Genomic DNA, 18,199 nt, shown 5'->3' on the forward strand with positions numbered 1-18,199 from the left:
TGCGCTCGCGCGCTCATCCCCGGTACAGGAAACCATTGGCAATCGCACCGGTTGGGCGGATAGACTGACCGCGACGAACAGCCAGAGGGGATAAAGATGCGGGTTCTCATCGTCGAGGACGAACCGAACCTGGGGCGCCAGCTCCGCGCCACACTCGAAGGCGCGGGCTACGCGATCGACCTCGCCACCGACGGCGAGGACGGCCATTATCTCGGCTCCACCGAAAGCTACGACGCGATCATCCTCGATCTGGGGCTTCCGGAGATTGACGGCCTGACCGTGCTCGACCGCTGGCGCAAGGAAGGGATCAAGATACCGGTCCTCGTCCTCACCGCGCGCGACAGCTGGTCGGACAAGGTGGCGGGGCTCGACGCCGGCGCCGACGATTATCTCGCCAAGCCCTTCCAGACCGAGGAATTGATCGCGCGGCTGCGCGCCCTCATCCGCCGTGCGTCTGGCAATGTCAGCTCCGAGCTCATCGCCGGCGACGTCCGTCTCGACACCCGGTCGGGCAAGGTCACTTTGGCCGGCGAGCCGGTCAAGCTCACCGCGCAGGAATATAAATTGCTCTCCTATTTGATGCACCACAAGGGCAAGGTCGTCAGCCGCACCGAGCTGATCGAGCATATTTACGACCAGGATTTCGACCGCGATTCGAACACGATCGAGGTGTTCGTCACGCGCATCCGCAAGAAATTGGGGCCGGATGTCATCACCACCATCCGCGGGCTCGGCTATTCGCTGGAAGACCCGAACGGTTGAGGCAAAGAGAGGCCGTCATGCTGAACGCGTTTCAGCATCCCGTTTCGAGCTTCGCGGCGGGCGTAGGATTGGACCCTGAAACAAGTTCAGGGTGACGCTGTGGCGGTAAAGCTCTCCTCCTTCCTTCCCCGGCCGCGCCGGCGCGGCACCGGGTCGCTCACCCGGCGGATGATCGTCGTCGCGGCGATCTGGATCGTCCTGCTGCTCGGCTTCGGCGGCCTCGCGCTCGACCGGGTGCTGGCCAACGCCATCACCCGCAATTTCGACGCCCAGCTCGATTACCTGCTGACCGCGCTCATCGCTTCGGCCGAAATCGGGCCGGACGGCGAAGCCTATTTGAACCGTCCGCCCGCCGACCAGCGCTTTCTCGAACCTTACTCGGGCCTCTATTTCCAGATCAGCGGCCAGGATTTCGACCCGTTCCGCTCGCGCTCGCTGTGGGACCGGGCGCTCCAGGTCCGTGCCGCCCATCGCGATTTCCAGGTCCACACCTACGACAGCGCCGAATTCGAGGCGGAGAATCTGCGCATCCTCGAACGCGACGTGCGGCTGCCGGGATCGCCGGTGCGCTGGCGCTTCCAGGTCGCGCAGAGCCGGGCCGCGCTCGACGAGCAGATCGGCGTCCTCAGACAGACCATGGTCCGCTCGTTCGGCGCGCTCGGCCTCGGGCTGATCGCGATGGCCGCGCTCCAGGCCTTTTACGGCCTCTGGCCGCTGCGCCGCGTGCGCAAGGCGATCGCCGCGATCCGATCCGGCGAGAAATCGCGCATCGAGGCAAGGTTCCCGCAGGAGATCGCGCCGCTGACGGCCGAGCTGAACGATCTGCTCGCCCATAACGAGATGCAGGCGGAGGAGGCGCGCCGTCACGCCGGCAACCTCGCCCATGCGCTCAAGACCCCGCTCACCGTCGTCACCAACGCCGCCACCGCGGGCAGCCCCGATCTCGCCGCGACGGTGGTCCGCGAAGTCACCGTGATGCGCCGCCAGGTCGACCATCACCTCGCCCGCGCCCGCGCCATCGGCCGCAGGTCCAGCGCCCAGGCGCGCGCCCAGGTCTGGCCGTCGCTGGAGGCGGTCGAGCGCGCCGTCGACCGCCTGTACGAGCATGTCACGATCGACCTCGCCGGCGACAAGGCGGCGTCCGTCCGCGTCGAGCGGCAGGATCTGGACGAGATGCTCGGCAACCTCATCGAGAATGCCGCCAAATATGGTGGGGGCCGCGTGTTCGTGACGGTAAAGGCGAACCCGGATTGCGTCGAGATCGAGGTCGAGGATGACGGCAGGGGCATCCCCGAAGCCGAACGCGCCGGAATCTTCGACCGCGGCGCCCGGCTCGACCTCGAAAAGCCCGGCACCGGCCTCGGCCTCGCCATCGTCCGCGACGTCGCCGAGATTTATGGCGGCTCGATCGGATTGGAGGAGAGCGAGGATCTGGGCGGCCTGCTGGCGCGGCTCAAGCTGCCGATCGGCGGGTGAGCTTGAACGGCGTAAGCGTAAGACGTATCTTACCGCGATGAACGCTCACACAAGATTGTCCGCCAAGGGCCAGGTCGTGATCCCAAAAGCGGTCCGCGAGCGCCTGCAATGGCAGGAGGGCGCGGATCTCGAGGTGATCGAGACCGCCAGCGGCGTTCTGCTGCGGCCGAGCGCGCCCAAACGGGAGCGCATCACGATCGACGAGTTCAGACGGCGCCATCCGCCGCAGCCGGGCCCGGCACTCACCCTCGAGCAGATGGACGAAGCCGTGATGCGGGAAGCGCGGCGGCGGTATAACGAATACAAGCACGAACGGTGAAGGCGGTCGACACCAACGTCGTGCTGCGATTCCTGCTGGGCGATGATCCGAACCAGGGTGCGGCCGCCAGAGAGTGCATGGCTGGGGGCGTCTTCGTCTCGCATTCGGTCCTGATCGAATCCGAATGGGTTCTTCGTAGCACCGGCTGGCCTCGCGAGAAGGTCAACCGCGCCTTCGCGGACTTCGTCGCATTGGAAAGCGTCGAAGTCGCGCGGATCGACCAACTCCAATGGGCGCTTGACCGGCACCGCCGGGGGGCCGATTGGGCCGACATGCTCCACCTGATCGCCGCCTCCGGCCATGAGTGCTTTGCCAGCTTCGAAAAGGATCTTGCGAAGCAGGCCGGCCCCGCCGCCCCCGTTCCGGTCGAGCGGCTCAAATGACCGCAACGATCCACCAACTCGGCGGCACAGGCCGCGCCCCGTCGCTCGACGCGATGTTCCAGCTCGTCGCGGCCGACCTCAATCATGTGAACAGCGTCATCCTGGAGCGGATGCAGAGCGAGGTCGCGCTCATCCCGGAGCTCGCCGGCCATCTCATCGCCGGCGGCGGCAAGAGGATGCGGCCGATGCTCACCCTCGCCTGCGCCCGCCTCCTCGATTATGGCGGCGCGCGGCACCACAAGCTCGCCGCCGCCGTCGAGTTCATCCACACCGCGACCCTGCTCCACGACGACGTCGTCGACATGTCGGGCCTCCGCCGCGGCCGCCGCACCGCCAACATCATCTGGGGCAATCCGGCGAGCGTGCTGGTCGGCGATTTCCTCTTCTCCCGCTCCTTCGAGCTGATGGTCGAGGACGGCAGCCTCAAGGCGCTGCGCATCCTCTCCCGCGCCTCCGCGATCATCGCCGAGGGCGAGGTCAACCAGCTGACCGCCCAGCGCCGGGTCGAGACCAGCGAGGACCAATATCTCGACATCATCGCCGCCAAGACCGCCGCCCTCTTCGCCGCCGCCTGCCAGATCGCGGCGGTCGTCGCCGAGCGTGACGAGAGCGTCGAGGCAGCCCTCGACGCCTATGGCCGCAACCTCGGCATCGCCTTCCAGCTGATCGACGACGCCATCGACTATGCCTCCGACGCCGAGACGATGGGCAAGGGCGTCGGCGACGATTTCCGCGACGGCAAGGTCACCCTCCCCGTCATATTGGCGGTCGCCCGCGGCAGCGACGAGGAACGCCGTTTCTGGCGCGACGCGATGGAAGGCCGCCGCAACTCGGACGAGGACCTCGCCGAAGCCACCCGCCTGCTCCGCGCCCACAACGCCCTCGACGACACCATCGCCCGCGCCCGCCACTACGGACAGCGCGCTATCGATGCCCTGGGGCCGTTCCCGGCGGGGAAGGCCAAGGCGGCCCTGGTCGAAGCGGTCGAATTTGCCATTTCGCGGGCCTATTGAACATACCATTCGTCATTCCAGCGAAAGCTGGAATCTCCCTCCTGTCGGCCTCCTCGAAGAAACAATGAGATTCCAGCTTTCGCTGGAATGACGTTAGGGGGTGCGGGTGACTCTCCCGATCGACTTTGTTCTCCCAGATCTCCTCGCCGCGCTCCGCGACAATTCGAACGCGGTGCTCGTCGCTCCCCCCGGCGCGGGCAAGACGACCGCCGTCGCCCCTGCTTTGCTCGATCAGCCCTGGTGCACGGGCGAAGTCCTGCTGCTGTCCCCCCGCCGCCTCGCCGCGCGGGCGGCGGCGGAGCGGATGGCCGAGCTGGCGGGGGAGAATCCGGGCGGGACGATCGGTTATGCGACGCGGCTGGACACGAAGCGTTCGGCGAAGACACGTATTCTCGTCCTCACCGAAGGTATCTTCCGCAACCGCATCCAGGCCGATCCCGAGCTTGCCGGCGTCTCGGCCGTGCTGTTCGACGAAGTGCACGAGCGCGGGCTCGACAGCGATTTCGGCCTCGCCCTCGCCCTCGATGCGCAGGCGGCGCTCCGCCCCGACCTCCGCCTCGTGGCCATGTCGGCGACCCTCGACGGCGCCCGCTTCGCCGCGTTGATGGGCGATGCCCCGGTCATCGAAAGCGAAGGCCGCAGCCACCCCATCGACCTTCGCCATCTCGGCCGCTCGCCGGAGAAGCGCATCGAGGACGCAATGGCCGCCGCCATCCGCCGCGCCCTCGCCGACGCGGAGGGGAGTCTGCTCGCCTTCCTCCCCGGCGTGGCGGAAATCGAGCGCACGGCCGAGCGGCTGGACCGCCTCCCCGCTGATGTCGACCTCCACCGCCTCCACGGCTCGCTCGACCCCAGGGAGCAGCGCGCCGCCATCGCCGCCGCGCCGCCCGGCCGCCGCAAGATCGTGCTCGCCACCTCGATCGCCGAGACCAGCCTCACCCTCGACGGCGTCCGAATCGTCGTCGATTCCGGCCTCGCCCGCCGCCCGCGCTACGACCGCGGCGCCGGCATCACCCGCTTGGTCACCGAGCGCGCCAGCCAGGCCGCAATCACCCAGCGCGCCGGCCGCGCCGGGCGGCAGGGGCCGGGCAAGGTCTACCGCCTCTGGGAGGAAGCCGCGACCGCCGCCCTCCCCCGCTTCGACCCGCCGGAGATTTTGGAGGCCGACCTCTCCGCCCTCCTCCTCGACTGCGCCCTCTGGGGCGTCGCCGACCCGCGTGACCTGAAATGGGTCGACCCACCCCCCGCCGCCGCCATCGACGAAGCAAGAAGGCGGCTGACCTCCTTGGGCGCCTTGGACGAAAGCGTCCGCCCCACCGCCCACGGCAAGGCCATCGCCGCTCTGCCCCTCCCGCCCCGACTGGCCCATATGATGGTGGAAGCGGGAGCGCGCGGCTGGGGCGAAACGGCGGCGGAAGTAGCGGTTTTGCTGTCCGAGCGCGGCCTCGGCGGCAACGACACCGACCTGGAGCTGAGGCTGAGACGCTGGCGGAGCGAACGCGGCAAGCGCGCGGAAGCGGCGCGGGGGCTGGCGAAGAGATGGTTGCAACTCACCCGTTCGTCCCGAGCGAAGTCGAGGGACCCTTCCGAGCGAAGCCGAGGATCTGAGTCCGCAAGTCTCGACGTCGCTCGACGGGATTTCTCGACTGCGCTCGACACGAACGGGGTGGGGACGTGCATCGCCCTCGCCTTCCCCGACCGCCTCTCGAAACGCCGCGACTCCTCTGGCGAGAACTGGCTCTCCGCCGGCGGCCGTGGCTTCCGCCTCGACCCCGCCTCGCCGCTCGCTCGCGACCAATGGCTGGCGGTCGCGGAAGTCGGCGGCGCGGCCTCGGGCGCCCGCATCCTCTCCGCCGCCCCGATCGACGAGACCACCATCGAAGCCCTCTTCGCGGACCGCATCGAAACCGGCGCCCACGTCCGCTTCGATCCGGCGACCGGCGGCGTGAAAGCCATCCACGGTCGCCACCTCGGCGCGATCCGCCTTTCCGGAGGTCAGGACAGCCGCGCCGACGCGCAAGCCGTCGCCACGGCGCTGGTCGAAGGCGTGCGGACCCACGGCCTCCATCTTCTTCCGTGGAGCGACGCCGCTTTGTCGCTGCGCCGGCGCGCCGCCTTCGCCGCCGAGGCGCACGATCCCTCGCTGCCCGACCTTTCCGATGCCGCCTTGCTCGCCTCGCTCGACGACTGGCTGCCCGGCCTCGTCGCCGGCAAGCGCCGGCTGGCCGACATCGATCCGGGCGCGCTCGCCGGAATGCTCGACGCGATGCTCGGCTGGGAGGGGCGCAAGGCGGTCGACCGGCTGGCTCCGCACGCTTTGGCCACCCCGGCGGGGAGCCACCACGCCATCGACTATGAAGCCGAAGCCGGCCCCACCGTCACCGCGCGGCCGCAGGCTTTCTTCGGCCTGTCCGAGCATCCGGCCATCGCCGGCGGCAAGGTCCCGCTCGTGCTGAGCCTGACCTCGCCGGCGGGGCGCCCGATCCAGACCACCCGTGACCTCCCCGGCTTCTGGGCGGGAAGCTGGGCGGCGGTGGCCAAGGAAATGCGCGGCCGCTATCCCCGGCACCCCTGGCCAGACGATCCCGCCGCCGCCGATCCGACGCTCCGCACCAAGAAGGCTTCCGCCCGTTCGGGGTGAGCGATATAGGGCGGCTTCTGATAGGGAGACGGGATCAATGGCGGCGCGCATCTTCAGGCGGTCCAGGAACGCGATGCAATCGGGCAAGGCCCGCGAAGGCGCATGGGTGCTCGAGTTCGAAAGCCACGCCCCGCGCCGCCCCGATCCCTTGATGGGCTGGTCGGGCGGCACCGATACCCAGTCGCAAGTCACCCTGACCTTCGACAGCTTCGAGGCGGCCAAGGGCTATGCCGACCGCCAGGGCATCGCCTACCATCTCGTCCCGCCGAGCGAGCGCAAGCTCAGGCTCCAGTCCTATGCGGATAATTTCCGGTAGATTGCAGGTCCGTAGCCCGACCCGTGGGGCCAGAGTAGGCGAAGCGGACCCACTCCCGTTCGTCCCGAGCCCTTCGGCTGCCGCCTGCGGCGGCGGCTCAGGATAAACCAAGGCCGAGGGGCGCTGGTGCAGACTCATCACACACGCCCCTCGACTACGCTCGGGACGAACGAATCCAGTTACCTTTTCGTGGTTGAGAGAAATGTCGAGGCGAGAAGCAACAGCAGCTTCACATCGATCGCCACACCCTCGGCCCGCTTGGCATCGACGAAGGCTGGCACATCCGCGACCCGGACGCGGTGGACGATAATGTCCTCGCCTTCGACTCCGCCGCCCTCGCCCACCTTCGTCAGCCCCTCCGCCCGCAGCAGGGTGAAGCCCTCCGAGGACATTCCGGGCGACGCGTGGAAGCGGCCGAGATCGACCATGCGCTCGGCGCGATAGCCGGTCTCCTCCTCCAGTTCGCGGATGGCGGCGGCTTCGGCTTCCTCGCCTTCGGTCTCGTCGCCCACCAGTCCGGCCGGCAATTCGAGGCAGTTGCACCCAAGAGGGACGCGATATTGCTCGACGAGGAGGACATGACCGTCGTCGATCGCGAGGATCACCGCCGCGCTGACGCCGCGGGTTCGCGAGACGTACTCCCATTTCCCCATCCGCTTGGCGGCGAGGAACCGGCCCTCCCACATGATCTCGACGGGTTCGGGCGTGTCGGGCGCGCGTTCGGCTTCGGTCATAATTCGATGAGGCGGTCCGGAAGCTCGTTGGTGTCGGCGGCGCTCCTCGGGAGGCACTGGGCGAGCACGGCGCCGACATTCGTCACCGCCTCGGCCATGCCGTCGCCCGGCCGCCCCGCTTTCACGCCCTCGACCAGAGCGGCCATCGCCTCGCCCCAGACTTCGGGCTCGACCTTGCTATGGATCGCCTCGTCGGCGACGATCTCGGCGCGGTGCTCGAGCAACGACAGATAGATGAGCACGCCGGTGCGGCCCGTCGTCCGCCGCTCGGCGCCGACCTTGAACATCTGGAGCGCGCGGCGGCCGACGCGGCGGGATTTGGTGCCGCCCGGCGTCATCGCCATGCGCAGCGGCATCCAGGCGAGCGCGAAGCGGACGATCAGGAAGGCGAGCGCCAGCGCGACGAACAGAAAGATCATCAGCGCGCTTTGGCTCAAGGCGGCGTTCCAGCCGAGCAATGGGCTCATCGCCCATTCGAGGCAGCGTTCCGGCACGAAGGCGATCAATGCCGGCACCAGCAACATCGCCATCACCGCATAATGCAGCCCGACATCGTGATAGCTGTCCGATTTGTCGGCGACGATGGTGACGATCTCGCCGTCGCTCGCCCGCTCGGCCGCGGCCACCGCATCGGTGACCAGTTTATGGTCGGCTTCGCTGAAGCGCGGCGTCACCATCCTCCCGACGCTCCGCCGCCGCCGAACGACCCGCCGCCGCCGGAAAAACCGCCGAAACCGCCGCCGCCGCTCGATCCGCCGCCCCAGCCGCCGCCGCCGGTGCCGGGACCCCAGATGACGATCGGGAGGCCCCCGCGCCGGTAACGCCGCCCGCGCTTTCCGCCGCCGATCATCGGAATGAGGATGAAGAGGATCACGATGCCCCAGAAGATGAGCGGGAAGATGGAGCCGCCCTCGTCGCTCGCCTGCTGCTGCGCGGCCGCTTCCATCGCGCGCTGCTCGGCGAGTTCGGGCGGCGCCTGGAGCTGGGCGATGATCGCATCCGCGCCCGCCATGATGCCGCCGGGAAAATCGCCGTCGCGAAAGCGCGGCAGTATCTCGGTCTGGATGATGATGCTCGACAATGCGTCGGTCAGGATCGGCTCCAGCCCGTAGCCGACTTCGATCCTGACCTTGCGCTCGTTGGGCGCGACCAGGAGGATCGTGCCGTTATTCGCCTCTTCCTGCCCGATCCCCCAGGCACGGCCGAGCCGGTAGCCGTAATCGGCAATGTCGTAGCCCTGGAGGTCCGGCACCGTCGCCACCACCAGCTGCCGCGTGCTCGCCGTCTCCAGCGCCTCGAGCTTCTGCGTCAGCGCCGCTTCTTCGGCCGGGGCGAGGAGCTCCGCGGCATCGACGACCCGGCCGCTAAGCTTGGGGAAGTCCTGCGCCTGGGCGGGGAACGCCAGCAGCAGCAGCAAGACAAAGCATAACGTGCCCCAAATCCGTTCGGCCCCGGACTGGACCCGGGGCTGTCGAAGCCCTGCCCTTCCTCGGTCGGCAAAAGAAGGACAGCCTTTCGACAGGCTCAGGGCGAACGGGGTGTCGGGCATCAAATTACTGCGAATTGCCGAAGCTCACGGTCGGCGCTTCCTCGGCATCTTCGGTCGTCGCCTCGAACGGCACCATCGGCTCGGCGCCGTAGAAGATCTTTGCGCCGATCACGGCCGGGAAGGTGCGGATGGTCGTGTTATAATTCTGCACCGCCTGGTTGTAGTCGCTGCGGGCGATGGTGACCCGGTTCTCGGTGCCTTCGAGCTGCGACTGCAAAGCCAGGAAATTCTGGTTGGACTTGAGGTCCGGATAGGCTTCCTGCAGCCGCTGCAGCGGGACGATCGCCGCGCTCAGCCGCGACTGCGCCTCGCTGAAGGCGCGCATTGCTTCGGGATCGGTCAATTGCTCGGGCGTCACCGTGATGCGGTTCGCGCCGGCGCGCGCCTCGGTCACCTCGGTCAGCACCTCGCGCTCCTGATCGGCATAGCCCTGCACGGTCGCCACCAGATTGGGGATGAGGTCGGCGCGGCGCTGATACTGGTTCTCGACATCGGCCCAGCGCGCCTTGGCCTCCTCCTCGGCGGTCGGGATCGAGTTGATGCCGCAGGCGGTCAGCGAGAGAAAGGCGGCGGGAGCCAGGAAGACGGCCGCCAGGCGCTTAAGGTTCATCGAAAATCCCTCCCTTGCATATCGTGACGCCTGAAGTAGGCATTTCGATGCGCTACCGCAACGGGGGGCTCACATGCTGCACGGGTTCAGGGACTTCATCAATCGGGGCAATGTCGTCGATCTGGCGGTGGCCGTCATCATCGGCGCCGCCTTCACCAAGATCATCAGCTCGCTCACCGACGATCTGTTGATGCCGGTCATCGGCTGGCTGGTCGGCGATCTCGATTTCTCCAATTATTTCGTGAGGCTCGGGCCGCTGCCGGCCAGCTATGCCGGCGATCCGGACAATTATGCCGCGCTCAAGGCGGCCGGCGTGCCCATGGTCGGCTACGGCCAGTTCGTGACGGCCGCGGTCAATTTCCTGATCGTCGCCTTCCTCATCTTCCTCATGGTGCGGACGCTCAAGAAGGCGATTCCGGACAAGGACATACCCACTCCCGCCGAACCGGCGGACGTCGCCCTGCTCAGGGAAATCCGGGACGAGCTCAGGAAGCGGAACGGGGACGAAGCGCCGCTCACTTCACATTAATCCGCCAGCCCCTATATGGGGAAGTGCCGGGCTTGCCCGGATATGGCGATAAACGATGCCGTGTAATAGACGCAGCGGACCCGGGGGCAGTACCCGGCGGCTCCACCAAAAGCTGAGTCCGCGTGAGAAGGCACGCTTCATGCGTGTCGGCTACGCGGGTCTCTTCTCCTGATGGGGCCGAACCAGGATCGACGTGTGTTCAAAGACGGTGTTTTCTCCCGGCCTGAGTAAGCCGTTAAAGGCTCAAAACCATAAGTGCCAACGATAACGAGGCTCTTGCGATTGCTGCGTAAACCGGTCCTCACGGACTAGTTTATATCAGACAAAAGCGCGGTTCGGACCCAACCGGGCAACAGAATGGGAAACCAGCGGCCGCCAGGGGGGCCGGGCAACAGAACCCCCTGGACCTCCTTCTTCGCATAAAGCGCGCGCGGGGCAACGGAAGCCCGGACTTTCCGGGCGTTTAGCTGCGATTCGCCGTGGCAGGAGCCCATTTCGTCGCGCGCGCCGCCACTCGCTTCGTCGCATCGTTTCGGAACCAGAGCGTCCCAGCGGGATTATAGCCCTCTCTTGAAAGGGGAGTGACTATGAAGATTCTGTCCACAGCGATTGCCCTGTCCGCCTTCGCCGCGCTCGCGGCCTGCGGCGGCGGCGGTGACGACGCGGCCGCGAATATCGAGGCCGCGGCCGACAACCAGTCCGACATGCTCGAAATGGAGGCCGAGAATTTAATGGACCAGGCCGACAACACCACCGGCATGGCCGAAGACAGTCTTGAGAACCAGGCCGCCGCGCTCGAGAACCAGGCGGACGCGGTCGAGGATGCCGGCGAGAACAAGGCCGAAGCGGTCGACGACGCCAATTAAGCGCTCGCACGCATGATTGAAGGGGCTGCCGGCGCGCCGGCGGCCCCTTTTTCATCTCCGGCCCATGCCCCGGGCGGTGCCCGATTTCGCATTTTCGATTGTCACCCGGCGCCTTCATGCCCATGTCGGCGGACCATGTTCGAGACGGATATTCCTCTGGCCGCCACGTTCCGCCAGGCGATGCGGCGCGTCGCCTCGACGGTCAACGTCATCTCGATCTGCGTCGACGGCCGCCCGATGGGGATCACCGCCACCGCCATGTCGAGCCTGGCGATCGACCCGCCCAGCCTGCTCGTCTGCATCAACCGCGCCGCCAGCCTCCACGCGTCGATGGAGGACGTCTCCCATTTCGGAGTCAATGTGCTCCACCGCGATCAGGAGCATCTCGCCCGCATGTTCGCCGACCGCGAGCGTCACGCTTTGCGCTTCGCCGAAGGCTGGGAGCTCGACAGCGCCCGCCCGCCCCGCCTCGCCGACGCCCAGGCCTACCTCCTCTGCCGCCGCATCGACCTCCACCAGTTCGGCACCCACAGCATCTTCATCGGCGTGGTCGAGGATGTGGAGGTGCGCGAAGATGTGCATCCGCTGGTCTATCTCGACGGGCGCTATGGGAGCGTGGGGTAAGGCTCGCTTGGGCCGAATGTCCGCAATGGGTGGAAAGCGGACATTGAACATCTCTCGGTGGCGTGCGAGCTTGAGGCGATGACCGATACCCCCACCGTAGAAGCGGCTCGACGCTTCTTGCGCCTACTGAGAGACGATGAGTCCCCTTCAGACGAGGAGCTCGCGCGCGGACTCGATGAGCTTGCAATGGCTTATCACGCGGCTCCCGAAGGCGCTCCAGCGGATGATGACGGCGAGCCGCCAAAGTTTGATTTCCGCGAAAGCTATGCCCGAATAGGCACGAGGTTCCCCGCATATGGCTACTACGCCGTGGCAGACCCTACCGAGCCCATCAACGGAAAGGACTTGGTCGGTGATGCCATCGACGATCTGGCTGACATCGCGCGAGACCTCGACGAGGTGGTTTGGAGGTTCGAGCAGCTCGGGGCTGACGACGCACACTGGCACTTCAAACTGCTCTACCGAAGCCACTGGGGGCGGCATCTTCGCGAGCTATCCCACTACCTCCACACCAAGATTTGGTGAATGTCCGCAATGGGTCGAGAGCGGACATCGCCACTAGCGCGTTAGACCAATCGTCTTCGTCTTGTGGAGGTCGTCGAGGGCAATCGCATAGCGGCGGGCTTCCGAGCCGAGATAGGGGTCCACCAAGCTGAAATCGAAGCCACTTTCGCGCGTCGCAGTCCAAATCTGCCCCACCATGCAGGTCGCGACGGCATTCGAAACTTCTGGCGATGCCTGCTTCAGAAGCCTCTCCGCGAAGGCGAATAGCTTCTTTTTGTCGGTATCGGATACTGGCTGCCGCTTTGACGCAATGGCGGATCCGATCGCACGGAAGGCTTGGGTTACCTGCTCAGAGCCCGTCCAGCCGAACGACAGAGCCTCGTCGAAGCGGTGCTGTGTTTGAGGAGAAAGCGCCGCCAGCTGTCGCGCCGCTTCGAACTCGTTCAGATCAATTCTAGTCATCAGAGCCAAGGTATCTAGGAGGTCGCGAATGTCCGCAATGGGTCGAAAGCAGACGCCGATGGGAAGCTATTTCGCAAACAGCTTGGCCGGATCGCGCATCGCCTTCAGTTCCAGCGCATTGCCGGACGGGTCGAGGAAGAACATCGTCGCCTGCTCGCCCGGTTCGCCTGCGAAGCGCACGGTCGGCGCGATGACGAAGGCGGTGCCGGCGGCTTCCAGCCGCTCGGCCAGCGCGCGCCATTCCTCCAACGGCAGTACCGCGCCGAAATGCGGTACCGGCACGTCGTGGCCGTCGACCGGATTGGTATGCGCGCGCGGCTTCGCCTCGGGCGAGAGGTGCGCGACGATCTGGTGGCCGAAGAAATCATAATCGATCCAGCGCGCGTCGCTGCGCCCCTCCGGGCAGCCGAGCAGCCCGCCGTAAAAGGCGCGGGCGGCGTGAAGGTCGTGGACGGGAAAGGCGAGGTGAAAGGGCGGAAGGGTCATAAACTCCTCATAGCGAAAGAAGCGGCGCGGCGGAATGTCGGAAAACCATCGCCAAGAGACAGGCCGCCGCCCCTGCCAGCACCGGCGTGTCAAAAAACACTTTCCTACAGCAACCTCTTTGGTTCACGTTCTGTTCCGAGTCGCCGGAGGAACGCGCCATGGAGGATTACAACCCTTTGATCGACGGCCATACCGATCCGGCCAATGTCGGAAGCCTCGTCTCCCAATCGCTAGAAGACAGCTTCACCGAGACCGGGCGCCGGCTGCGCCATGACGGCTGGACGCCCGAGCGCGAGCGCATCTTCTGCGAACGCCTTTCCGAATGCGGAATCGTCGCCGACGCGGCCCGCGCCGCTGGAATGAGCGCGCAGAGCGCTTATGCCCATCGCAACCGCGCGGCCGGCCGCGCCTTTCATCTCGGCTGGGAAGCGGCTCTCATCCTCTCCCGCCGCCGCCTCTCCGACGAGCTCCTGTCGCGCGCCATGAACGGCTGCATCGAGGCCATCCACCGCGACGGCGCGATCGTCGCCGAAAAGCATCGCTACGACAATCGCCTGTCGATGGCGGTGCTCACCCGGCTCGACCGCCAGACGGAGGACAGCCGCCAGGACGCATCCGCCGCGCGCGTCGTCGCCGACGAGTTCGAGCAATATCTCGATCTGCTCGCGACCGGCGGGGAGGGCGTGCGCGATTTCATAGGCGCGCGCCAACCAGCGGACGCGCCCATTCCGAGCCCGGAGGAGGCCCTGCTCGCCCGCCTCGAAAACTATCGCAAATATCGAGCCGGCTTCGCCGCCGAGATCGATGTCGCCGATCTCGATCCGGCGGCGATGGAGGATTGGACCGAGGACCAGATCGAGCGCGCCGACCTGAGCGGCCTGCTCGCCCGGCTCGGCCGGGACCAATGGCCGGCGGCGGTCCGCACGGCCGCTTTGGAGGAGTCGCATGGCATGTCTCAACTTCATCAACTTTACCGCCGCCTGAACCCGGAATCGACCGGGCCGGCGGACGATGAATTCGGCGGCCGCGACGTGTGGGATGACGAGGATGGCAATTGGTGGACGGATTTTCCGCCGCCCGCCGGATTCGATGGCGAGGAGGATGGCGAATGGGGCGATCCCGATTACAAGCGCGCGCTGGCGGCCGACGAGCAGGCGGTCATAGACGCCTGGAACGATGAGGATCGGGCTGATGAGCTCGCGGGGGCCGAGGCGGCGCGCAGGCGCTATTTCGGCGCCGACGCCGGCGATGAGCCGGCTTGTAACGACTGCGGTTCCTCCACATAGCAAGGCCGCATGAAATTCCTCGCTTTGTCCTTCCTCGCCGGCTTGGTCGCCGCCTGCGGCTTCGAGCCGCTGGCGCTGTGGCCGCTCACCATCCTCGGTTTCGCCGGCTTGCTGTGGCTGGTCCATCGCGCGCCGACACTGCGCTCCGCGCTGGCGCGGGGCTGGTGGTTCGGGGTTGGCCATTTCGTCTTGGGCCTCAACTGGATCGCCACCGCCTTCACCTTTCAGGCGGCGATGCCGGCCTGGCTGGGCTGGGTGTCGGTGGTCCTGCTCTCGCTCTATCTCGCAGTCTATCCGGCGATGGCGGCGGGGCTGGCATGGCGCTGGGGAATCAATCGCGCCCAAGCCCCCCACCGTCATTCCCGCGAAAGCGGGGGCCGAAGACGACCGCGGGTCAATCTCACTTCTTCCGCTCAGTCCGAGGTGAAAGAGCAGCGGGATTCCCGCTTTCGCGGGAATGACGAGGATGGGGGTTGGCCGCAGTTGGCCTTCATCCTCCTCTTCGCCGCCGCCTGGATCGTCACCGAATGGCTCCGGGCGACGATGTTCACCGGCTTCGCCTGGAACCCGGCCGGCGTGGTGCTGATCGATTCCTGGACGGCCTCGTTTGCGACGTTGGTGGGAACATACGGACTTTCAGGCATCGTCATTCTGCTGGCGGGCCTTGCCTTGTTCATCCTCTCGTGGCGTTCGCGCTGGCGCTTCCTCGCGCTCGCCGCGCTTGTCCTCGTGGTCATGATCGACCTCAACCTCGTCTCCCGGCAGGACGAGGCGAGGCTGGCGGAGCAGCCGCTGGTCCGGATCGTCCAGCCGAATATCGGCCAGGAGCATAAATGGACCGAGAGCTTCGCCGAGCGCAATTTCGAGCGGCTGCGGCGGCTGTCCGGGGCTCCGGGCGCGGAACCCCGGTTGCTGCTCTGGCCCGAGGCGGCGGTGACTGAGCCGTTGCGCGACGAAAGGGTTGATCCCTTCTACCAGCGCCGGGCGGAGCGGCTGCGGGAGCAGGTGGGGCAATTGCTCGGCCCGGGCGACATGCTCCTGACCGGCGGCTTCACCTTCCGGTCCGAAGACGGCGTGGAGGTCAGCAGCGCCACCAATAGCGTGTTCGCGATCGACGGGCGCGGGCGCATCCTCGGCCATTACGACAAGGCGCATCTGGTGCCCTATGGCGAATATCTGCCGGCGCGGCCTTTATTGTCGCGGATCGGTCTGTCGCGGCTCGCTCCCGGCGATTTCGACCTGGATTCGGGGCCGGGGCCGCGCACCCTGAACCTGCCCGGCATCGGCGCGATCGGCTTCCAGATCTGCTACGAGATCATCTTTTCGGGCCATGTCGTCGATCCGGACAACCGCCCGGACTTCATCTTCAATCCTTCGAACGACGCCTGGTTCGGCGCCTGGGGTCCGCCCCAGCATCTGGCGCAGGCGCGGATGCGGGCGCTGGAGGAGGGCCTGCCGGTGCTGCGCGCGACGCCGACCGGCATTTCGGCGGTGATCGACGCCAACGGCCGTCTGCTCCACAGCCTGCCATGGCGCGCGGCGGGCGTGATCGACGCGCGGCTGCCGCCGCCCGAGCCGCCGACATTGTTCGCGCGGCTCGGCAATGTCCTGCCCTTCCTGCTCGCTTTGCTGCTCGTCGCGCTCGCGATTGCAGTCCCGCGCAAAGGACGCTAGAGGGCACATATAAGGATATGTTTATATCCGCATTTCTCCTTGTCGCTCCTTAGAAAAGGCCGATTCTCGCGATGCGCAGCAATTTCCTCTTCACGTCCGAGTCGGTGTCCGAGGGCCATCCCGACAAGGTCGCCGACCAGATTTCCGACGCCGTCGTCGACCTGTTCATCGGCCGCGACCCGGAGGCGCGCGTCGCCTGCGAGACGATGGTGACGACCAACCGCATCATCCTCGCCGGCGAGGTGCGCTGCCGCGAGGAGGTGACGCCCACGGTCGCCGAGATCGAGCAGGCCGCGCGCGATACGGTCAAGAGGATCGGCTATGAGCAGCGCGGCTTCCACTGGCAGTTCGCCGAGTTCGCCTGCCACCTGCACGGCCAGTCGGCGCATATCGCCCAGGGCGTGGACGAGAGCGGCAACAAGGACGAGGGCGCCGGCGATCAGGGCATCATGTTCGGCTATGCCTCGGATGAGACGCCGGACCTGATGCCGGCGACGCTTTATTATTCGCACCGCATTCTCGAAAAGCTCGCGCTCGATCGCCACACCAGGGCGGTCGATTTCCTCGAGCCCGACGCCAAGAGCCAGGTCACTTTGGCCTACGAGAATGAGAAGCCGGTGCGCGCCACCGCTCTCGTGGTTTCGACCCAGCATTCGGGCGAGTTCAGCAACGATGCCGGGCAGAAGCGCCTGCGCGACTACGTCAAGGGCGTGATGAACGACGTCCTGCCGCGCGGCTGGATGCCGGGCGACGACAATGCGATCTTCGTCAACCCGACCGGCCTGTTCGAGATTGGCGGCCCCGACGGCGACGCCGGCCTCACCGGCCGCAAGATCATCGTCGACACCTATGGCGGCGCGGCACCGCATGGCGGCGGCGCCTTCTCCGGCAAGGATCCGACCAAGGTCGATCGTTCGGCCGCCTATGTGAGCCGCTATCTCGCCAAGAACATTGTCGCCGCCGGCCTCGCCCGCCGCGTCACCATCCAACTCAGCTACGCGATCGGCGTCGCCGAGCCGCTGTCGCTCTATGTCGACACCCACGGCACCGGAACGGTCGATGAATCGAAGCTGGAAGCGATCCTGCCCCAGCTCGTCCGCCTGACCCCCAAGGGCATCCGCACCCATCTCGGCCTCAACAAGGCGATCTACCTCCCCACCGCCGCCTACGGCCATTTCGGCCGCACCCCCGACGGCGACCTCTTCACCTGGGAAAAGACCGACCTCGTCGACGCGCTGAAGCAGGCGGTGTGACGTTGGCGGGCGGATGATGTCCGATCCCACCACCATCCGCCGACTCTATGGCCGGCGATCCGGTCACAAGCTTCGTCAGGGGCAGGCGGCGCTCGTCGAGGAATTGCTGCCAGCGATCAGCGTGCCCGAGGAGGGGGCGCTGAGTGCGCAAAGCCTGTTCGGCGATGAGCGCCCGCTCCATTTCGAGATCGGCTTCGGTTCGGGAGAGCATCTCGCCTTTCGCGCCGACCTGCTGCCGGACCACGGCTTCATCGGCTGCGAGCCTTTCCTCAACGGCGTGGTCGGGGCGCTGGCCCATGTCCGCGACAAGGCCCTGCCCAATGTCCGCCTCCACATGGGCGATGCTCTGGGCGTATTGGAGCGGCTGCCCGACGCCTCGCTGCGCTTCGTCTATCTGCTCCACCCCGATCCCTGGCCCAAGGCGCGCCACGCCAAGCGCCGCATGGTCAATCACGGCCCGCTCGACCTGATCGCGGCCAAGCTCCAGCCCGGCGCCGAGTTCCGGCTCGGCACTGACGATCCGACCTATTGCCGCTGGTCGATGATGGTCATGAACCAGCGCCGCGACTTCGAGTGGCTCGCCGAGAGCGCCGGAGACTTCCTCGTCCGTCCCGGCGGCTGGCCCGAGACACGCTACGAAGCCAAGGCGCGCCGCAAGGGCCACGAAGTCTGGTACTTCCGGTACCGGCGGGTCTGAACAGGTTCGTTGTCG

21 protein-coding genes and 1 other RNA gene are annotated in these 18,199 nt (G+C 66.8%); 16 read left to right on the forward strand and 6 right to left on the reverse strand.

Going from position 1 to position 18,199, the window contains the following annotated elements; genetic code table 11:
• The first annotated feature begins 96 nt into the window (after positions 1 to 96).
• The 7 genes from ACFQRC_RS13430 (at position 97) to ACFQRC_RS13460 (ending at position 6,910) form a co-directional block, all read left to right on the forward strand.
• On the forward strand, positions 97 to 762 hold the full coding sequence (locus ACFQRC_RS13430) for a response regulator transcription factor (protein WP_379962084.1): 666 nt from the start codon (positions 97 to 99) through the stop codon (positions 760 to 762).
• A gap of 99 nt (positions 763 to 861) precedes the next feature.
• Positions 862 to 2,238 carry a sensor histidine kinase gene (locus tag ACFQRC_RS13435; RefSeq protein ID WP_379962086.1) on the forward strand — a complete coding sequence of 459 codons (1,377 nt, stop codon included), beginning with the start codon at positions 862 to 864 and terminating at the stop codon, positions 2,236 to 2,238.
• Positions 2,239 to 2,293: 55 nt separating this feature from the next.
• Complete coding sequence (locus tag ACFQRC_RS13440) at positions 2,294 to 2,557, forward strand: AbrB/MazE/SpoVT family DNA-binding domain-containing protein (protein WP_379962088.1); 264 nt, start codon at positions 2,294 to 2,296, stop codon at positions 2,555 to 2,557.
• Positions 2,554 to 2,940, forward strand: coding sequence for a type II toxin-antitoxin system VapC family toxin (locus ACFQRC_RS13445; protein WP_379962090.1), 387 nt, complete (start codon positions 2,554 to 2,556; stop codon positions 2,938 to 2,940). The genes ACFQRC_RS13440 and ACFQRC_RS13445 overlap by 4 nt, the downstream gene beginning before the upstream one ends.
• The gene (locus ACFQRC_RS13450) at positions 2,937 to 3,953 is read left to right on the forward strand and encodes a polyprenyl synthetase family protein (RefSeq protein ID WP_379962092.1); all 1,017 of its coding nucleotides are present in this window, start codon (positions 2,937 to 2,939) and stop codon (positions 3,951 to 3,953) included. Before ACFQRC_RS13445 ends, ACFQRC_RS13450 begins: the two co-directional genes overlap by 4 nt.
• A gap of 106 nt (positions 3,954 to 4,059) precedes the next feature.
• Positions 4,060 to 6,594 (forward strand): ATP-dependent helicase HrpB, encoded by a 2,535-nt coding sequence (hrpB, locus tag ACFQRC_RS13455; protein ID WP_379962094.1) that lies wholly within the window; start codon positions 4,060 to 4,062, stop codon positions 6,592 to 6,594.
• A 37-nt stretch (positions 6,595 to 6,631) separates the two neighbouring features.
• Entirely contained in the window at positions 6,632 to 6,910 is a 279-nt protein-coding gene (locus ACFQRC_RS13460; protein ID WP_379962096.1) for an ETC complex I subunit, read from the forward strand.
• Positions 6,911 to 7,089: 179 nt separating this feature from the next.
• Here ACFQRC_RS13460 and ACFQRC_RS13465 read toward each other — a convergent pair whose 3' ends face one another.
• The 4 genes from ACFQRC_RS13465 to ACFQRC_RS13480 all read right to left on the reverse strand — a co-directional run bounded on the left by ACFQRC_RS13465 (position 7,090) and on the right by ACFQRC_RS13480 (position 9,803).
• On the reverse strand, positions 7,090 to 7,644 hold the full coding sequence (locus tag ACFQRC_RS13465) for an NUDIX domain-containing protein (protein WP_379962098.1): 555 nt from the start codon (positions 7,642 to 7,644) through the stop codon (positions 7,090 to 7,092).
• Positions 7,641 to 8,321 (reverse strand): TPM domain-containing protein, encoded by a 681-nt coding sequence (locus tag ACFQRC_RS13470; RefSeq protein ID WP_379962100.1) that lies wholly within the window; start codon positions 8,319 to 8,321, stop codon positions 7,641 to 7,643. The genes ACFQRC_RS13465 and ACFQRC_RS13470 overlap by 4 nt, the downstream gene beginning before the upstream one ends.
• On the reverse strand, positions 8,315 to 9,061 hold the full coding sequence (locus tag ACFQRC_RS13475; RefSeq protein WP_379962102.1) for a TPM domain-containing protein: 747 nt from the start codon (positions 9,059 to 9,061) through the stop codon (positions 8,315 to 8,317). The genes ACFQRC_RS13470 and ACFQRC_RS13475 overlap by 7 nt, the downstream gene beginning before the upstream one ends.
• 136 nt (positions 9,062 to 9,197) lie before the next feature.
• Positions 9,198 to 9,803: a LemA family protein gene (locus ACFQRC_RS13480; protein WP_379962104.1), complete on the reverse strand. Its 606-nt coding sequence runs from the start codon at positions 9,801 to 9,803 to the stop codon at positions 9,198 to 9,200.
• A gap of 73 nt (positions 9,804 to 9,876) precedes the next feature.
• On the opposite strand from ACFQRC_RS13480, the gene mscL reads away from it, so the two are divergent.
• The 5 genes from mscL to ACFQRC_RS13505 all read left to right on the forward strand — a co-directional run bounded on the left by mscL (position 9,877) and on the right by ACFQRC_RS13505 (position 12,347).
• Positions 9,877 to 10,332 (forward strand): large conductance mechanosensitive channel protein MscL, encoded by a 456-nt coding sequence (gene mscL, locus ACFQRC_RS13485; protein ID WP_379962106.1) that lies wholly within the window; start codon positions 9,877 to 9,879, stop codon positions 10,330 to 10,332.
• Positions 10,319 to 10,700, forward strand: a transfer-messenger RNA (tmRNA) gene (ssrA, locus tag ACFQRC_RS13490). The genes mscL and ssrA overlap by 14 nt, the downstream gene beginning before the upstream one ends.
• A gap of 219 nt (positions 10,701 to 10,919) precedes the next feature.
• Complete coding sequence (locus ACFQRC_RS13495; RefSeq protein WP_379962108.1) at positions 10,920 to 11,198, forward strand: hypothetical protein; 279 nt, start codon at positions 10,920 to 10,922, stop codon at positions 11,196 to 11,198.
• Between the two features lie 135 nt (positions 11,199 to 11,333).
• A complete protein-coding gene (locus ACFQRC_RS13500; protein WP_379962110.1) occupies positions 11,334 to 11,822 on the forward strand; it encodes a flavin reductase family protein in 489 nt (162 codons plus the stop codon).
• A 78-nt stretch (positions 11,823 to 11,900) separates the two neighbouring features.
• A complete protein-coding gene (locus ACFQRC_RS13505) occupies positions 11,901 to 12,347 on the forward strand; it encodes a hypothetical protein (RefSeq protein ID WP_379962114.1) in 447 nt (148 codons plus the stop codon).
• Positions 12,348 to 12,380: 33 nt separating this feature from the next.
• Here the strand turns inward: ACFQRC_RS13505 and ACFQRC_RS13510 are convergent, their stop codons facing one another.
• Together ACFQRC_RS13510 and ACFQRC_RS13515 are read right to left on the reverse strand one after the other, a co-directional pair.
• On the reverse strand, positions 12,381 to 12,788 hold the full coding sequence (locus tag ACFQRC_RS13510; RefSeq protein WP_379962116.1) for a hypothetical protein: 408 nt from the start codon (positions 12,786 to 12,788) through the stop codon (positions 12,381 to 12,383).
• 66 nt (positions 12,789 to 12,854) lie between these two features.
• Positions 12,855 to 13,274 carry a VOC family protein gene (locus tag ACFQRC_RS13515; protein WP_379962118.1) on the reverse strand — a complete coding sequence of 140 codons (420 nt, stop codon included), beginning with the start codon at positions 13,272 to 13,274 and terminating at the stop codon, positions 12,855 to 12,857.
• A gap of 158 nt (positions 13,275 to 13,432) precedes the next feature.
• Here ACFQRC_RS13515 and ACFQRC_RS13520 point away from each other — a divergent pair, with 158 nt between their 5' ends.
• The 4 genes from ACFQRC_RS13520 to ACFQRC_RS13535 all read left to right on the forward strand — a co-directional run bounded on the left by ACFQRC_RS13520 (position 13,433) and on the right by ACFQRC_RS13535 (position 18,184).
• Positions 13,433 to 14,560 carry a hypothetical protein gene (locus tag ACFQRC_RS13520; protein WP_379962120.1) on the forward strand — a complete coding sequence of 376 codons (1,128 nt, stop codon included), beginning with the start codon at positions 13,433 to 13,435 and terminating at the stop codon, positions 14,558 to 14,560.
• A gap of 9 nt (positions 14,561 to 14,569) precedes the next feature.
• Positions 14,570 to 16,234 (forward strand): apolipoprotein N-acyltransferase, encoded by a 1,665-nt coding sequence (lnt, locus tag ACFQRC_RS13525; RefSeq protein ID WP_379962122.1) that lies wholly within the window; start codon positions 14,570 to 14,572, stop codon positions 16,232 to 16,234.
• Between the two features lie 71 nt (positions 16,235 to 16,305).
• Positions 16,306 to 17,487, forward strand: a complete 1,182-nt coding sequence (gene metK, locus ACFQRC_RS13530; protein ID WP_379962126.1) for a methionine adenosyltransferase — start codon at positions 16,306 to 16,308, stop codon at positions 17,485 to 17,487.
• Positions 17,488 to 17,503: 16 nt separating this feature from the next.
• Positions 17,504 to 18,184, forward strand: coding sequence for a tRNA (guanine(46)-N(7))-methyltransferase TrmB (locus tag ACFQRC_RS13535; protein ID WP_379962128.1), 681 nt, complete (start codon positions 17,504 to 17,506; stop codon positions 18,182 to 18,184).
• The last annotated feature ends 15 nt before the right edge of the window (positions 18,185 to 18,199 follow it).

This window comes from Enterovirga sp. GCM10030262, from assembly GCF_042666435.1.
In the GTDB taxonomy this organism is placed as follows: domain Bacteria; phylum Pseudomonadota; class Alphaproteobacteria; order Sphingomonadales; family Sphingomonadaceae; genus Allosphingosinicella.

Excerpts from the sequence above, each read along its gene's own strand:
- ACFQRC_RS13520 (WP_379962120.1), top strand. The coding sequence starts at position 13,433 with ATGGAGGATTACAACCCTTTGATCGACGGCCATACCGATCCGGCCAAT.
- ACFQRC_RS13535 (WP_379962128.1), top strand. The coding sequence starts at position 17,504 with ATGTCCGATCCCACCACCATCCGCCGACTCTATGGCCGGCGATCCGGT.
- ACFQRC_RS13505 (WP_379962114.1), top strand. The coding sequence starts at position 11,901 with ATGACCGATACCCCCACCGTAGAAGCGGCTCGACGCTTCTTGCGCCTA.
- mscL (WP_379962106.1), top strand. The coding sequence starts at position 9,877 with ATGCTGCACGGGTTCAGGGACTTCATCAATCGGGGCAATGTCGTCGAT.
- lnt (WP_379962122.1), top strand. The coding sequence starts at position 14,570 with ATGAAATTCCTCGCTTTGTCCTTCCTCGCCGGCTTGGTCGCCGCCTGC.
- ACFQRC_RS13470 (WP_379962100.1), bottom strand. The coding sequence starts at position 8,321 with ATGGTGACGCCGCGCTTCAGCGAAGCCGACCATAAACTGGTCACCGAT.
- ACFQRC_RS13495 (WP_379962108.1), top strand. The coding sequence starts at position 10,920 with ATGAAGATTCTGTCCACAGCGATTGCCCTGTCCGCCTTCGCCGCGCTC.
- ACFQRC_RS13510 (WP_379962116.1), bottom strand. The coding sequence starts at position 12,788 with ATGACTAGAATTGATCTGAACGAGTTCGAAGCGGCGCGACAGCTGGCG.
- metK (WP_379962126.1), top strand. The coding sequence starts at position 16,306 with ATGCGCAGCAATTTCCTCTTCACGTCCGAGTCGGTGTCCGAGGGCCAT.
- ACFQRC_RS13500 (WP_379962110.1), top strand. The coding sequence starts at position 11,334 with ATGTTCGAGACGGATATTCCTCTGGCCGCCACGTTCCGCCAGGCGATG.
- ACFQRC_RS13515 (WP_379962118.1), bottom strand. The coding sequence starts at position 13,274 with ATGACCCTTCCGCCCTTTCACCTCGCCTTTCCCGTCCACGACCTTCAC.
- ACFQRC_RS13430 (WP_379962084.1), top strand. The coding sequence starts at position 97 with ATGCGGGTTCTCATCGTCGAGGACGAACCGAACCTGGGGCGCCAGCTC.
- ACFQRC_RS13460 (WP_379962096.1), top strand. The coding sequence starts at position 6,632 with ATGGCGGCGCGCATCTTCAGGCGGTCCAGGAACGCGATGCAATCGGGC.
- ACFQRC_RS13480 (WP_379962104.1), bottom strand. The coding sequence starts at position 9,803 with ATGAACCTTAAGCGCCTGGCGGCCGTCTTCCTGGCTCCCGCCGCCTTT.
- ACFQRC_RS13450 (WP_379962092.1), top strand. The coding sequence starts at position 2,937 with ATGACCGCAACGATCCACCAACTCGGCGGCACAGGCCGCGCCCCGTCG.
- ACFQRC_RS13465 (WP_379962098.1), bottom strand. The coding sequence starts at position 7,644 with ATGACCGAAGCCGAACGCGCGCCCGACACGCCCGAACCCGTCGAGATC.